This window comes from Stenotrophomonas sp. P5_A9 (genome assembly GCF_056400525.1).
Genome location: NZ_JBFULC010000002.1, coordinates 53750 through 68442, shown reverse-complemented (window position 1 = coordinate 68442; position 14693 = coordinate 53750). Strand labels below are relative to the sequence as shown.

At 68.8% G+C, this 14693-nt stretch carries 12 protein-coding genes; 8 read left to right on the top strand and 4 right to left on the bottom strand.

The annotated features are described in order from the left end of the window. The first annotated feature begins 127 nt into the window (after window positions 1–127). A complete protein-coding gene (locus tag AC1DR7_RS01070) occupies window positions 128–1435 on the top strand; it encodes a TPM domain-containing protein (RefSeq protein ID WP_457320827.1) in 1308 nt (435 codons plus the stop codon). Window positions 1436–1443: 8 nt separating this feature from the next. Here the strand turns inward: AC1DR7_RS01070 and AC1DR7_RS01065 are convergent, their stop codons facing one another. Then, window positions 1444–2115, bottom strand: a complete 672-nt coding sequence (locus AC1DR7_RS01065) for a VOC family protein (protein ID WP_478051080.1) — start codon at window positions 2113–2115, stop codon at window positions 1444–1446. A gap of 50 nt (window positions 2116–2165) precedes the next feature. After that, window positions 2166–2663: an Lrp/AsnC family transcriptional regulator gene (locus AC1DR7_RS01060; RefSeq protein WP_312237919.1), complete on the bottom strand. Its 498-nt coding sequence runs from the start codon at window positions 2661–2663 to the stop codon at window positions 2166–2168. Between the two features lie 270 nt (window positions 2664–2933). Between AC1DR7_RS01060 and AC1DR7_RS01055 the strand changes: the two genes are divergently transcribed. From AC1DR7_RS01055 to proC, 7 genes are read left to right on the top strand one after another with little or no spacing between them, the layout of a single operon-like run. Beyond that, window positions 2934–5180 carry a TonB-dependent receptor gene (locus AC1DR7_RS01055; RefSeq protein ID WP_457318505.1) on the top strand — a complete coding sequence of 749 codons (2247 nt, stop codon included), beginning with the start codon at window positions 2934–2936 and terminating at the stop codon, window positions 5178–5180. A 4-nt stretch (window positions 5181–5184) separates the two neighbouring features. Beyond that, on the top strand, window positions 5185–6738 hold the full coding sequence (locus AC1DR7_RS01050; RefSeq protein WP_478076364.1) for an amino acid permease: 1554 nt from the start codon (window positions 5185–5187) through the stop codon (window positions 6736–6738). After that, window positions 6735–8174, top strand: coding sequence for an amidase family protein (locus AC1DR7_RS01045; RefSeq protein WP_457318507.1), 1440 nt, complete (start codon window positions 6735–6737; stop codon window positions 8172–8174). The genes AC1DR7_RS01050 and AC1DR7_RS01045 overlap by 4 nt, the downstream gene beginning before the upstream one ends. Beyond that, the gene (locus AC1DR7_RS01040) at window positions 8174–8803 is read left to right on the top strand and encodes an FMN-binding negative transcriptional regulator (protein ID WP_457318508.1); all 630 of its coding nucleotides are present in this window, start codon (window positions 8174–8176) and stop codon (window positions 8801–8803) included. The genes AC1DR7_RS01045 and AC1DR7_RS01040 overlap by 1 nt, the downstream gene beginning before the upstream one ends. After that, a complete protein-coding gene (locus tag AC1DR7_RS01035; protein WP_478051072.1) occupies window positions 8800–9792 on the top strand; it encodes an alpha/beta hydrolase in 993 nt (330 codons plus the stop codon). The genes AC1DR7_RS01040 and AC1DR7_RS01035 overlap by 4 nt, the downstream gene beginning before the upstream one ends. Further along, a complete protein-coding gene (locus AC1DR7_RS01030) occupies window positions 9789–11789 on the top strand; it encodes a S9 family peptidase (protein ID WP_457318510.1) in 2001 nt (666 codons plus the stop codon). Before AC1DR7_RS01035 ends, AC1DR7_RS01030 begins: the two co-directional genes overlap by 4 nt. Then, window positions 11786–12607 (top strand): pyrroline-5-carboxylate reductase, encoded by an 822-nt coding sequence (proC, locus tag AC1DR7_RS01025; protein WP_478051074.1) that lies wholly within the window; start codon window positions 11786–11788, stop codon window positions 12605–12607. Before AC1DR7_RS01030 ends, proC begins: the two co-directional genes overlap by 4 nt. A 6-nt stretch (window positions 12608–12613) precedes the next feature. Here the strand turns inward: proC and AC1DR7_RS01020 are convergent, their stop codons facing one another. Both AC1DR7_RS01020 and AC1DR7_RS01015 read right to left on the bottom strand, forming a co-directional pair. Next, window positions 12614–13615, bottom strand: a complete 1002-nt coding sequence (locus AC1DR7_RS01020; protein WP_457318512.1) for an aldo/keto reductase — start codon at window positions 13613–13615, stop codon at window positions 12614–12616. A 47-nt stretch (window positions 13616–13662) separates the two neighbouring features. After that, window positions 13663–14667 carry a TIGR03571 family LLM class oxidoreductase gene (locus AC1DR7_RS01015; RefSeq protein ID WP_457318513.1) on the bottom strand — a complete coding sequence of 335 codons (1005 nt, stop codon included), beginning with the start codon at window positions 14665–14667 and terminating at the stop codon, window positions 13663–13665. Window positions 14668–14693 lie beyond the last annotated feature (26 nt).

Here is a 14693-nt window from a genome sequence, read left to right as displayed (position 1 = left end):
GGCCCTTGCTCAATGCTGCGTCCAGAATCAGACGCCGGGATGCCAGGACGAGGAAGCGTGAGGCCCGCTCCGCATATCGCGTAGCATCGCCCCCAGCATGCAACCGGACGCGGCGATGGGGAGCAGGATGAAGCGACTGTGGCGATGGGCCTGGGTACTGTGTCTATTGCCGGTAATGGCGTTGGCCGCAACCACGCCGATTCTCGAACTGCATGACCCGGTGGTGGACACGGTTGGCGTTCTCGACGCCAGCCAGACCGCGCAATTGCGCGCGCAGGCGCTGGACCTGCAGGCACGGCGCGGTGCGCAGTTGCAGATCCTGGTGGTGGACAGCACCGGCGAGGACGGCATCGAAGCCTACGCGCTACGGGTGTTCGACCAGTGGAAGATTGGCCGCCAGGGAGTGGATGACGGCGTGCTGCTGGTGCTGGCCATGGGCGACCGCCGTGTGCGCATCCAGACCGGCTATGGGCTGGAAGGCGCGATTCCGGATGCCTACGCTCAGCGGATCATCGACCAGGCCATCCTCCCGCGTCTACGCGAGGGTGAGCCCGCCCAAGGACTGATCGACGGCAGTGCGCTGCTGGTGCGGCTGGTGGATGGCGAGGCGCTGCCGCCGCCCAGCGACGATGCCGATGCCCACGTGACCCGGCTGCCGCAGGACTGGCGGCGGGGCGACAGCATCGTGGCGCTCGCACTGCTGGCCGGCTTTCTGCTGGGGCTATGGCCGCGACGTCCCGCAGTGGACGCCAAGGCGCCTGTGCGGCGCTGGTGGATGCGGCCGCTGCTGATGGCGGGTGCGGTGGCGATCGGCGCGCTGGCCTGTGCGCTGCTGAGCCCGGGTGCGACCCCGGCGCTGGCCATCGCGATGGGTTTCCTGGTGCCAATGGCTGCCGTGCTCGGTTGGCTATGGCGGGACAACGGGCCATCGCGCTGGGCGCTGGGTCCGCTGCTGGTCGCCTGTGTCGCGGGCGACATCGCATGGCTCTGGTCCGGTCGCCCCCTGCCCAGCTTGGCGCTGCACATCGCAGCAGTGGTCGTGCTGGCCTTCGTGGGGATGGTGATCACGTTCCTGGTGCTCGCGCTGCGCTCCAGTTGGCGGGTGGGGCGCATCGGCTTCTTCGCACGGCTGGTGTTCCTGTCGATGCTGACCGCAGGCTTCGTCTGGCTGGTGCAGCGTACCTTCGCGAAGATGGGCAGTGACGCCGGTACGGTGATGCTGGTGGCGGGCACGTTCGTTCTGTATTTCGCCTGGACGTTGGTGATGGCACTGCACCAGCGGCCCCAGAAGGGCGGCAAGGGCCGGCGACGCGGCGGCGGCTCGCGCCGCAATGACGAGCGTAGTTCGTCCAACAGCTCATCCAGTAGTTCGTCCAGCAGTTGGTCCGGTGGTGGCGGACGCAGTGGCGGTGGCGGCGCATCGGGAAGCTGGTAAGCGTCGGATCAGGCCGAATACATGCGCCAACCGAGCGCAGCGTCGATGAGTTCGGCGCCGGCCGTAACGCCGCTCAACCGCGCCTGCACGCCCCGTGCATTGGGCAGCGAGCGCTGCTCGGGGAACCAGCGGCGGGTAACGTCGGCCACGATCAGCAGCCCTTCGTCATCGCCCATCGGCGCGAAGTAGGGCGTTGGTGGCGACAGCGGTTCCAGGCCGAACGTGGCTTCAATCCGCGCCTGCGTGACAGCAACGGACACCGCCGGCAGGCCGACCTCGCTGATGCAGGTCATCTCGCTGCCGTGGAAGGCGCCGTGCAGCGCCGACGCGGGCAGGCGCCGGCGTGCGATCAGCTCCAGGATCAGGCCGTCGGGGCCGGTGAAGTAGATCGATTCCGAATCCCAGCGGCCTTCGAAGGTGAAGTGTTCCTGGCCCTCGGCATTGCGCTGGCGCGTGGCGCGTGCATCCAGCCACGCGGTGGCTTCGGTGAAGCGGTTGTGTGGCACGTTGAAGGCAAGATGCACGCCGCCGACCGGCAGTTCGCCCGCAGGAACAAGCTGCAAGGTGCTCCAGCCCACCTGCACGCGATCACCGTCCACCGGCAATTGCAGCACATCGCGGAAGTACGCCGCCACGGCGGCGAGATCGGAAACCGGCAGGATCAGGTGGTCGATACGCATGCAGGCATGGTGCAGCGGACGCACGTGCAGGTCCAGTGCACGGCGCACATTCACCCGCTGCGTTTGCTCGACGACGCATCCACCAGTGGATAGCCGCTGAAGGGTTTCACTTCGTCCATCAGGAACTGCGAGACGATCTTTTCAACGCCGTAGTCGCCGCCGAGCAGCAGCCGGGCGATGTCCTTCCAATGGTGCACATCGTTGACGATCACCCGCAGCAGGTAGTCCGACGCGCCGGAGATGCGGCAGGCCTCGACCACCTCGGGCATGGCCAGTATGCGGCGGTCGAAGGCGGTGAATTCTTCCAGCACGTGCTGCTTGAAGGTGACCAGCGCGAGCACCACCGTGACCGAGCGGATGCGGTCCACCGCCACGTGCGCGCGATAGCCACGGATCAGTCCCTTGGTCTCCAGGGTGCGCACGCGCGCCAGGCAGGCACTGGGCGAGAGAGCCACGCGCTCGGCCAGCGCCTGGTTGGTGATGCGCGCGTCCTGCTGCAGCACGTCGAGGATCTTCAGGTCGGTGCGATCGAGGGCCTTGGCAGTCATGGAACTCCGGGAGGCGGCATGCACCGCAGGTTGTTCGCTATTTGAGGGCCAGTGCCGCAGATTCTGCGTAATTCACCTGCGATATCGGCCGGATCTTCGGTTTTGCGCCAGATAACCATAAGGCAATCAATGGTTTGGCGCCAGTTAGTGCCCCGTCGTTTCTGCTGGACAGCGATAGCCCTTTTCACTTTCACTCGACCTCAGCCGTGATCGCCACCGCGCAGACAGCCGCCGGTAGCGTCATCCATCGCCACTCGGGGGACCGTGCCAATGTCGTCGCATCTCCACGTACGCAAGCTGACCCGCGCCATCCGTGTTTCCTGTTGCCTGGGCCTGATCGCCAGCGCACCCGCCTGGGCGCAGGACGCCGCCCCTGCCTCCGGGGACCCGGCCAAGACCCTGGACACCATCGTGGTCACCGCCGGCAAGCTGAAGGAGTCGGTGCGCGAGATCGCCGGCTCCGTCTCGGCGGTCACCGACCAGCAACTGCAGGACATCGGCGCGCAGTCGCTGGCCGATTACATCCAGCGCACCCCGGGCGTGGTGTTCAACAACTACCAGCCGGGCGTGTCGCACGTGGTGATGCGCGGCATCGCCACCAGTTCGGGCAATGTGCAGGGCCAGCCGACCACCGGTTACTTCCTCAACGAAGTGCCGCTGACTGAGCCGGGCTGGACGATCGCGATCCCCGATATCGATGCGTTCGACCTCAATCGCGTGGAGGTGCTGCGCGGCCCGCAGGGCACGTTGTTCGGTTCGGCCTCGATGGGCGGTGCGATCAACTACGTGGCCAACGTGGCCGACAGCAGTGGCTTCGATGCCGCCGCCGAAGCGACGGTGAGCCAGACCAAGAATGCGGACGTGGGCTATTCGGCCAAGGCCATGGTCAACCTGCCGATCAAGGAAGACCTGCTCGCCGTGCGCGCAGTGGCGCAGTACCGCGATGCGCCCGGCTTCCTGGACAACATCGGCACCGGCAAGAAGGGGTCCAACAGCAGCACCGTGGAGGGCGGCCGCCTGTCGGTGGTGCTCACCCCAAGCGAAGGCACCACGCTGACCTGGCTGAGCCTGCTGCAGAACACCGACAGCGACGACAACAGTTACCGCATCGTTGGCTTGGGCGACCTGGAGCGCAAGACCGCGCTGCCCGAGTTCACCAACACCAAGGTGGCCGTGCACAGCCTGCGTCTGGACCAGGACCTGGGCGTCGCCGACCTCACCGCGTTGTTGTCCTACCAGAAGAAACAGCAGGACTGGCGCTTCGACTACACCCCGGTGCGCGGCGCTTACAACGCCGACCTGGGCCTGGGCCTGACCGCGCCGCTGTACATCGCCTCCGGCGGCGAGAGCCGGGGGAAGAGCATCGAGCTGCGCCTGTCGTCCAAGCCCGGTGGCCGCATCGACTGGCTGGTGGGCGGGATGTACTTCGATTCGGACAAAAGCCTGTACGAGACGCTCGGTGCGCGGGGCGCGGCCGGTGCCTTCGACCGCTCGCCGCTGTACGGCCCGGGCAGCGGTGCGGTGATCGCGCCGGACGGGGAGATCTTCAACGGCTTCGGCACCCGGTTGAGCGGCTCGGAGGCGGCGTTGTTCGGTGAAGCCAGCCTGCACCTCAACGAACAGTGGAAGCTGACCGTGGGCGGTCGCCTGTTCCGCAACAAGGTGCGCACGACCACCACGCAGGAAGGCTTCTCGACCTATCCCGGCGCGCCGATCGTGTCCACCCAGCAGACCGAGGAAGACGGGTTCAATCCGAAGGTGTCGCTCACCTGGCAGGCGACCGACGATGTGATGGTCTACGGACTGGTGTCCGAGGGCTTCCGCTTCGGCGAGCCGAACACGGCCGGCCTGAGTACCTATCCGGTGCCGTCGGGGTCGAAGAGCGACAGCCTGATCAACTACGAGCTGGGCACGCGCACCCGCTGGGCCGGTGGTCGCCTGCTGCTGGACGCCACGCTGTTCTACGTGGACTGGAAAGACATCCAGTTGCGGCTGCAGACGCCGGACTTCTTCAACTACGCCAGCAACGGCGGCAAGGCCTACAGCCGTGGCGTCGAGCTTTCCGCGACCTGGCGCCCGGTGGATGCGTTCGACTGGCAGGCTTCGGCAACGTGGCAGCACGCGCGGCTGGATGAAGACCTACTGATTCTGTATTACGGCACCGCGCCGGCGGGTTCGCAGCTGCCAGGCTCGGCCGACTGGACGGTGAGCAACCTGCTCACCTACCACTTCGATGCGCGCTTCGATCCCACGCTGTCGCTCTCCCACCAGTACGTGGGCGGTGGCATCAGCGATCTCAACTCGGCCGTTCCCGGGGTGACGCCGAACCGGCAGGGCAACTACAACCTGTTCGACCTGCGCTACCGGATGACCTTCGGTACCACCGATGTGACCCTGTTCGGCAGCAACCTCACCGACAAGCGCGGCATCACCCGCAGCGTGACCGAAACCAACGGCATCGGCGAAGGCCTGGTGCGGCCGCGTACCTACGGCCTCACCGTTCACTGGCGTTACTGACAGCATGGACGGGACGGGTCGGGTGGACGAACGTTCGATCGGGCGCTGGCAGCTTGCGGCCCGCCGCAAGACGCTGGAGTCGGTGGTGGCCGATGGCGAGCGCGCCGGTCTGCACCGTCGGCTTGGCGCGGGCAGCCTGCTGGTGCTGGGGGTGGCCAACATCCTGGGTGCGGGCATCTACGTGGTGACCGGGACGGCGGCGGCCAGCTTCGCCGGGCCGGCGGTGCTGCTGGCGTTCGTGCTGGCGGCGCTGGCCTGTGGTTTCACCGGGTTGTGCTACGCCGAGCTGGCCTCGGTGATTCCGGTGTCCGGATCGGCGTACTCATACTGCTATGTGACCCTGGGGGAGGGCGCGGCGTGGGCGCTGGCCTGGATGGTGATCCTAGAATACCTGCTGGCGGCCGCCGCGGKGGCGGCGGGGTTCTCCGGCTATCTGACCAGCCTGCTCGGCGATCTGCATGTGCAGGTGCCCATGGCCCTGGCCACCTCCAGCGTGATCGCCAGCCAGCTGGGCGGCCACACGCAGTTGTCCTTCAGTGGTGGCGCCAATGTGGTGGCCGCGCTGGCCGTGCTGGCGGCCGCGGCGGTACAGATTGCCGGGGTAGGGCGGTCGGCGTTTGCCAACCTGGTGCTGGTGCTGATCAAGATCACGGTGCTGCTGGCCTTCATCGGGGTCGGCTCGCAGTTCATCGACACCGCCAACTGGCATCCGTTCCTGCCGGCCAACGAAGGCGGGTTCGCCTACGGCTGGCCCGGGGTGATGCGCGCGGCGGCGATGCTGTTCTTCGCCTATCTCGGCTTCGAGACGGTGTCGATGGCAGCGGCCGAAGCGCGCAACCCGCGCCGTGATGTGCCGGTGGGCATTCTCGGCTCGCTCGTGGTGTGCACGGTGCTGTACATCGCCGCCGGTGCGGTGCTGACCGGGCTGGTGCCGTTCCGCGAACTTGGCGTGCCCGATCCGGTCGCGCTGGCGGTGGACCGCATCGGCTGGCCGGGCTTTGCGGTGCTGATCAAGGTGGGTGCGCTGACCGGGTTGGGCTCGGTGCTGCTGGCCAACGCGTACGGCGCGTCGCGGATCAGCCTGAGCATCGCCCGCGATGGGTTGCTGCCGGCGTTTTTCACCCGCGTACATCCGCGCCTGGGTACGCCGTGGCTGGCCAGCGTGGTGTTCGGCACGGCCAGTGCGGTGCTGGCCGCGCTGCTGCCGATCGGCATCCTCGGCGACCTGATCTGCCTGGGCATCGCCTCGGCCTTCATCGTGGTGTGCATCGCGGTGATGTGGCTGCGCTCCACCCGTCCGGACCTGCGCGGTGGTTTCCGCGTGCCGCTCGGCGGGGTGTGGATCGGCCGCACCTGGATCGGCGTGGTGCCGGTGCTGGGCATCGTGATGTGTCTGGCGATGATGGCCCCGGTGCTCGGTGACATGTACGCGCAGGTGCGCCGTGGCGACACGTTGCCGGCCACCATTCTGCTGGTCTACGTGTTGGTCGGCGCCTTCCTCTATCTCGGTTATGGCCAGCGCCGCGCGCGCCGGCATGTGCAGGACACCCCCGCATGACGCTTGATGATTTTCCCCTGACCCACGCATTGCAGCTGGGTCGGCTGGATGCGCACGACCAGCACGCGCTGGTGCGTCGTGGCGACCTCTCGCCCACCGAACTCACCGCTGCCGGCATCGTCCGCGCCCGCCATCTGGACCCGGCGCTGGGTGCGCTCAGCCATACGGATTTCGATGCGGCGCTGGTGCGGGCCGGTCACGTGGACCGCAGCGCGCCGATGGCCGGCGTGCCGTGGCTGCCCAAGGATTCGCTGCGCTATCCGGGCATGCCCACGCGGGGCGGCTCGCGCTCGCGCAGTGGGGTGGCGGCTACCGACGCCTCGCCATTCGTGCAGCGCTTCGATGCAGCCGGGCTGGTGGCCATCGGCAAGAGCTGCATGCCGGAGTTTGGCTTGATGGGCTCGACCGAACCGCTGCTGGGCCCGGTCACACGTAATCCGTGGGCACCGGCGCATTCGCCGGGCGGTTCCAGCGGCGGTGCCGGGGCGGCGCTGGCGGCGGGCATCGTGCCACTGGCGCATGGCAGTGATGGCGCCGGCTCGATCCGGATTCCCGCCTCGGCCTGCGGGGTGGTCGGATTGAAACCCGGCCGTGGCACCACCGTGGCGGTGCGCGGGCGGCACGCGATCGAAGACCTGATCGTGGCCGACAGCCTGATGTCGCGCAGCGTGCGCGATACGGCCTGGGCGTTTGCGGCCGCGCATCCGCACGCCGGGCTGGATCTGGACGCACTGGCACGGCCGCCGGCACGCCTGCGGATCGGCGTGGTGAGCGGCGCACTGCCGGGGCTTGCACCCGATCCGGCGGTGGCTGCCGTGCTCGCCGAGGTGGTCGAACTGTGCACGGCGTTGGGCCACGAGGTGCAGGCCACCAACTATCCGCTGCCGGGCACCGAGGTCTGGCAGGCGCTGTACACGCTGTGGTCGCGGCTTGGGCAGGATGCCGTGGAGGTGGCGACGGCGCAGGGCGGTGAAGACTTCGCTGCGCGGGCGCTGGAGCCGTGGACGCACGGCTTGGCGCGCTATCACCGCACGCACTGCGACGTGGCCGCGCTGGAGCAGGCCTACGCCACGCTGGCCGCCCTGCCAGCCGCGTTCAACCGCTTCCACCAGCATTTCGATGTGCTGCTGACGCCCACGCTGCGCACGCCGCCGCCATTGCTGGGCGAGCTGGCACCGGACCGCGATTTCGACGCGCTGATGCCGGCGATGTTCGACTGGATCAGCTACACCCCGTTGCAGAACCTTGCCGGCACGCCGGCGATCTCACTGCCGCTGGGCCAGGCCGATGCCCTGCCGATCGGCGTGCAGTTTGCCGCCGACCGCGGGCAGGAGCCGCTGCTGTTGCAGCTGGCCGCCGAACTCGAACGCGTCGCGCCGTGGCGCGACCGCTGGCCGACGGTTTCCGTGGCCACCGCATTGAAGGAGATGGACTGATGGGACACGCCCGCGACAGCCGCTACGCCGCGCGCAGCGAGGACGACGTACTGCACCTGCTTGCCGCCCAACCTTTCGCCTGGCTGGTGTCGGCCGGGGGCGACGATGCCGCTTTCACGCCGTTGCCGCTGCGCGCCGAATGCGATGCCAGCGGCCAGCTGGTGGCCCTGCGCGGACATCTGGCACGCCGCAACCCGCACGTGGCGCGGCTGCAGCGCGACGGTCGCGCGCAGGCGCTGGTGATGGGGCCGCATGCCTATGTGTCACCGAGCTGGCTGGACGACCGTACCCAGGCCCCCAGCTGGAACTATGCCGCTGCCGTGTTCGACCTGGACGTGGCGGTCAGCGAAGAGGCGCACGACATCCGCGCCGAACTGGATGCGCTGATCACCCAGATGGAAGCCGGCCGCCCGCGTGCCTGGGCGCTGGATGAGATGGGCGAGCGCTATGCGCGGCTGGCGACCGGGGTGAGTTCGCTGTGCGGGGTGGTGCGCGAAGTGCGCGCCACCTTCAAGCTGGGCCAGGACGAGGCGCCGTTCGATTTCGCGCAGTTGCTGCTGGGCCTGCAGGCCGATGGTGAACACGCGCTGGTGGACTGGATGCGCGATTTTGCCGGGGAGCGCGCATGAGCCGCAGCTTGGACGCGCTGGATCCGCAGATCCGTGGCTTCATCGAGAGCGTCTGCCGCGAAGGCGCGCGGCTGCGTGGCGGACGCGAACTGGGGTGGCCCGAACGCCGGGTGATCGCCGCACAGGCCCGCGAGCCGTGGCGCACCGGCGGTCCACAGATGCGCGAGGTCATCGATGTGCGACTGGACTCCGCGCACGGGCCGTTTGGCGTGCGCGTGTTGTTCCCGCACGAGGGGGCCGCCACGCCTTCGCCCGCGCTGGCGTACCTGCACGGTGGCGGCTGGTGCCTGTTCGGGCTGGATACGCATGACCGCCTGCTGCGCGAGTACGCCGCCGCTGCCCGCATGCCGGTGGTGGCGATCGACTACAGCCTGGCCCCCGAGCATCCGTACCCGGCCGCACTGGACCAGGCGCTCATCGCGCTGGACTGGGTGCGCAGCCACGGTGCGGACATCGGCATCGATACTGACCGCCTGGCGCTGGGCGGCGACTCGGCCGGCGCCAATCTCGCCGTGGCCACCACACTGCGACTGCGTGAGCGCGACGAGCACGCCCGTGTGCGGGCGCTGGTACTCAACTACGGCGCATGGACGCCCACCCTGTCCGATACGGCGCGGCAGACCCTGGGCGGGTCGGACGACATGCTCAGCGGCGCGGAAATGGATGAGTTCTGGGCCGCTTATCTCGGGCCGGATGCCGCGCAGCAAACCGGTGCGCTGATGGCGCCGCTGCATGCGCCGCTGCACGCGCTGCCCCCCGCGCTGCTGCTGTGGGGTGATCGCGATGTACTGGCCGAGCAGAACGCCGCGATGGCGCAGCGTCTGGCCGAGGCCGGCGTACCGACCCGAACGCAGGTATATGCGGGCGCGCCGCACAGCTTCATCGAAGCGATGGCCGTGTCCGACACGGCGCGCGATGCCATCGCCCGCGGCGCAGAATGGGTGCGCCAGCATCTGTTGCTGCCCACCCTGCAAGGACATCCCGCATGACGCTGACGCCGCACCGGATTCTCGCCGCCTGCCTGTGCCTCGCCGCCTCGTTGCCCGCTCTGGCCGCCACGAAGGAGGCACCGGTGGCGCCGACCCCGGCACAGATCATGGCGCTGCGCACGGTTGCCGACCCGCAGATCGACCGTGACGGCGCGTGGATCGCCTACACGGTCGGCACGCCGCAGGCCGAGGGCAAGCCGCCGCGCAGTCGGATCTGGCGGGTAGCGGCCAGTGGCACGTCGCCCGCGCACGAACTGAGTGCCCCCGACACCGTCAGCGACGAGCATCCGCGCTGGAGTGCCGACGGGCATCTGGATTTCATCTCGAACCGGACGTTACCGGCCGCCGACGCACATCCCGGCCTGGCCGATGCGCAGGTGTGGCGCATCGACGCACGCGGCGACACAGCCACGCCGCTCACCCGCGCCAGCGGTGCGGTGAGCGCCTTCGAGGTGTCGCGCGACGGTACGCGCGTGGCGTATCTGGCTGCGGACGCAGATGCTGCCGCCACCGTCGCTGCACGCGCCGCCAAGGACGATGCGGTAGTGGTCGAGCGTCCTGCGTCGTTCACCCGGGTGTGGCTGCGCGAGCTGCGCAGCGGCGACACCCGCGCGCTGACCGCACCCGGCCTGCAGGTCCACGACCTGGCCTGGTCGCCGGACGGGCGCACGCTTGCGCTGCGCGTGTCCGATGGCGCCACTCTCAACGACTATTGGTACCGCTCAAGGGTGGTGCTGGTCGATCCCGCCACCGGCACGCTGGGGCAGGTGCTGGAACCGCGTGCTTCGGCCCATCCGCTGCAGTGGTCATCGGATGGAAGTCGGCTGCTTTATGGACACCTGGGCGAGCACGGCATGGTTGCCGACGTGACCGTGCACGAGATCGCCACGGGCAAGCGCGTGGTGCTTGGTGCGGACTGGAACGGCACGTTGTGGCTGGCGCGCTGGCAGGACGACCGCCGTCTGCTCGGCCTGGGCCAACGCGGCGTGCGCGGCACGTTCCTGCAGCTGGATGCGGCGACCGGCCGCTGGCAGGAAGTGGCGCGCCCGCAGATTCCGTACGCCGCTTTCACCACCACCGCCAGCGGCCGCAGCGCGTACATCGGCATCGGCGACGCGCAGCCAGCGGAGGTGTGGGTGGAGAACGGCGGCACGCTGGGCGCACGCACCGAACACCATCCGGAAGTGGCCGGCTGGGCCCACGGACAGGTGCGCGAGCTGACCTGGACCTCCTCACGCGACGGCCTGCCCATCACCGGCCTGCTGGTCACCCCGCCAGGCTGGGAACGCGGCACGCCGCTGCCCACCCTCGTGCAGGGCCACGGCGGCCCGGCGTGGGCGTGGTGGTCGGGCTGGCTGGGCTCGTGGCACGACTGGGCGCAACTGCTGGCCACGCACGGCTATGCGGTGTTCCTGCCCAACCCACGTGGCTCTGAAGGCGCCGGCCATGCGTTCACCGAGATGGCGCGCAACGATTGGGGCGGTGGGGATTTCCAGGACATCCTGGATGGCGTGGACATGCTGGAAAAGGAGGGTGTGGTCGACCCGCAACGGCTGGCGATCGGCGGCTGGAGCTACGGCGGTTACTTGGCCGCATGGGCGGTGACCCATAGCGATCGCTTCAAGACCGCGATCGTCGGCGCCGGCGTGATCGACATCGGCGCGATGGCGCTGACCACCGACACCCCCGACTATCTGCCCGGCTACTTCGGCGACCCGCTGGCCAACCGCGCCGCCTATGACGCGCACTCGCCGATCCGCTACGCCGACCGGGTCAAGGTGCCAGTGCTGATCCTGCACGGCGAGCAGGACAAGCGTGTGCCGCTCTCGCAAGGGCAGATGTTCCACCGCGCGCTGCGTTTCAATGGCACGCCGGTGGAGATGGTCACCTATCCGCGCGGGCCGCACTGGTTCTTTGAAACCGCACACGGCCGCGATGTACAGCAGCGCGTGCTGGACTGGCTGCATGCGCAGCTGGGCGCGGAGCGGCCGCAGTGACGGCCGCTGCGGAGATCGCCTTCATCGGTGGCGGGCACATGGCGCGCTGCCTGATCGAGGGCTTACTTGCGCAGGGGCGTGAGCCGTTGCAGATCGCAGTCGCCGATCCCGTGCCTGGCATTCGTCAGTCGTTGGCGGAGGACCTGGGCGTGCGCGTTTTCGAACATGGCGCCGAGGCCGCCGCTGTCGCACCGCTGTGGGTGCTGGCGGTGAAGCCGCAAGTGGCGCACGCGGCCTGCGAAGCGCTGGCTGGCGTTGCCGCGCAGGTGCGTCCGCTGATCGTATCGATCATGGCCGGCATCACCCACGCACAGTTGCAGCAGTGGCTGGGCATCGACACGATCGTGCGCAGCATGCCCAACCAGCCCGCCGCGATTGGTGCGGGTATCACTGGGCTGCATGCGGCGGCATCGCTTGGTGTCCAAGCGCGCGTCCAGGCCGAAGCGGTGTTCATCGGTGCAGGTGCCACCGTGTGGCTGGAACAGGAATCGCAGATGGACACCGTCACCGCCGTGGCCGGTAGTGGCCCGGCATATCTGTATCTGCTTGCCGAGGCGCTGGAGCAGGCGGCCTGCACCCGTGATCTGTCGCCTGAGAACGCCCGCGCGCTGGTAGTACAGACGCTGCTGGGGGCCGCACGCATGCTGCAGGTGTCCGGCGAGGCACCTGCGCAGCTGCGGCAGCGCGTGACCTCGCCGGGAGGCACGACGCAGGCGGCCATCGAGGCGCTTGAAGTGGGTGGATGGCACGCGTTGGTCGATCAGGCGGTGGACGCGGCCCGTGCACGAGGGAGGGCGTTGGCCGTGCAGCCCGGCTGAGGCCCGTCAGCCTCCCTGCGGCAGCGGCGCCTCCTGCGCGATCAATCCCCGCTTACGCAGCTCCTGCCAGAAACCGGCCGGAATCACCGCAGCGGCCAGGGCAAGGTTTTCGGCGATGCGGCTGGGCTGGCTCGCCCCAGGAATGACCGCCGCCACGGCCGGATGGGCCAGCGAGAACTGCAGTGCGGCCGCGCGGATGTCAACCTGGTACGCGTCACAGACGCCGCGCAATGCCGCCACGCGGGCGAGGATCTCCGGGGTGGCCTGCTGGTACTCGTAGTGCGCACCGCCGGCCAGGATGCCCGAGTTGTACGGACCACCTACGACAATCCCCAGACCACGCGCAGCGCTGGCCGGCATCAGCGTCCTGAGGGCGTCGGCATGGTCGAGCAGCGTGTAACGCCCGGCGATCAGGAAGCCGTCGGGATCAGATTGCTGCAATGCCATCTCACACGGCTCTACCCGGTTCACGCCCAGGCCCCAAGCCTTGATGACGCCTTCCTCGCGCAGGCGGGTCAGCGCCTTGGCGGCGCCGTTCATTGCAACGTCGAACACCTCGTGCCAGGTCTCGCCGTGGAAATCCTTGGCTGGGTCGTGGATCCAGACGATATCCAGGCGGTCGGTCTGCAACCGCTTCAGGCTGGCCTCGATCGCGCGCAGCGTGCCGTCGGCGGTGTAGTCGTAGACGATCTTGTTGGGCAGGCCGTGTTCGAACAGGCCGCCCTTCTCGCCAAGGTCGCGCCGGGTGGTGTCTTCCACCTCGTCCAGGATCAGGCGGCCGACCTTGGTGCTCAGCGCATAGGCGTCGCGCGGATGGTGCGCCAGCGCCTGCCCCAGGCGGATCTCGGCCAGGCCGGCGCCGTACATGGGCGCGGCATCGAAGTAGCGGATGCCCTGCTGCCAGGCGGCTTCGACGGTATCCAGAGCTTCCTGGGTGGGGATGTTGCGGTACATGTTGCCCAGCGGGGCGGTGCCAAACCCCATCGGGGTGGGAACGGAAATGCGCATGCGTGTCTCGGGGGAGAAGGGGAAAGGAGGGGCAGCGGCGCGTGGGTTCATGCCGCTGTTGGCACCGCGATCGATGCGATTGCTGATTCAGGCGCTGCAGCCGGGGAATGGAAGATCGGCAGCACGTACTCGGAGATTTCATGCAGCGTCTCCTCGAGCGGGCGCTGGTTGCGACGCAGGTGCAGGCCGATGTGATCGACGCCGGCGGCACGCATCGCCTGCAGTTCGGCGATCAGCGCGTGGCGACCACCACTGAAGCCGAACCGCCAACGCTGCATGGGTGCATCCGGACGCGCGTCCAGCTCAAGATGGATGAAGCTGGCGTAGGGCTTGTTCCCGGCGACGGCACGCCATGCGGCCACGCGCTGCGCGTGAATCTCCGGCGTCCCCGGAAACGCCAGGCTGCCGTCCATGTGCTGGCCGATCCACGCGGGCGTCTGCTGGGCCAGGCCGGCCACCAGCAGCGGCAGCGGCGATGCCTGTCGGGGCAGCAGATCAAGCGGCTCGGGCAAGCGCGTACGCGCGTGGTCGCGCAGCATCGCCACCTGATCGCGGAAGTTGCTGCCGCGACCGGGGAAATCGCGTCCGAACAGCGGGTATTCCACCGGTCGGTCGCCGCTGGCCACGCCCAGCAGCAGACGGTTGCCACTGAGCTGCTGCACGGTGGCGGCGGCCTTGAGGGTGAGCAGCGGTTCGCGGATCGGCAGGACCACCGCGGCAGTGCCAAGCAGGATGTCGCGGGTGATCCCGGCGAGATAGCCGAGGTAGGCAAACACCTCGAACACCTGCGCCGCATCGCCGAAGGACGGGTCGTAGACCGGCACGTCGCGGATCCACAGGGCACGGAAGCCAAGCCGGTCAACCAGGCGGCCGAGCTCGGCATGGCGCTGCATGTCCGGTTCGCCGGGAAGGCGGCCGCTGTTGCGCCGTGCCCGCTCGCCGCCGGGTGTCCAGTCATTGTCCAGCGGCGCTTCCAGCCCGATGCTGAAGCCACCGGCGGTGAGGCGGGCGAGGGCAGGAGGCGTGTCGAGGTGGACGGGCGCGATGTTCAAAGGGAGATCCAGTCGGGGGAGACGGC

Excerpts from the sequence above, each read along its gene's own strand:
- AC1DR7_RS01045 (WP_457318507.1), top strand. The coding sequence starts at position 6,735 with ATGACGCTTGATGATTTTCCCCTGACCCACGCATTGCAGCTGGGTCGG.
- AC1DR7_RS01020 (WP_457318512.1), bottom strand. The coding sequence starts at position 13,615 with ATGCGCATTTCCGTTCCCACCCCGATGGGGTTTGGCACCGCCCCGCTG.
- AC1DR7_RS01055 (WP_457318505.1), top strand. The coding sequence starts at position 2,934 with ATGTCGTCGCATCTCCACGTACGCAAGCTGACCCGCGCCATCCGTGTT.
- AC1DR7_RS01070 (WP_457320827.1), top strand. The coding sequence starts at position 128 with ATGAAGCGACTGTGGCGATGGGCCTGGGTACTGTGTCTATTGCCGGTA.
- AC1DR7_RS01065 (WP_478051080.1), bottom strand. The coding sequence starts at position 2,115 with ATGCGTATCGACCACCTGATCCTGCCGGTTTCCGATCTCGCCGCCGTG.
- AC1DR7_RS01040 (WP_457318508.1), top strand. The coding sequence starts at position 8,174 with ATGGGACACGCCCGCGACAGCCGCTACGCCGCGCGCAGCGAGGACGAC.
- AC1DR7_RS01030 (WP_457318510.1), top strand. The coding sequence starts at position 9,789 with ATGACGCTGACGCCGCACCGGATTCTCGCCGCCTGCCTGTGCCTCGCC.
- AC1DR7_RS01035 (WP_478051072.1), top strand. The coding sequence starts at position 8,800 with ATGAGCCGCAGCTTGGACGCGCTGGATCCGCAGATCCGTGGCTTCATC.
- AC1DR7_RS01060 (WP_312237919.1), bottom strand. The coding sequence starts at position 2,663 with ATGACTGCCAAGGCCCTCGATCGCACCGACCTGAAGATCCTCGACGTG.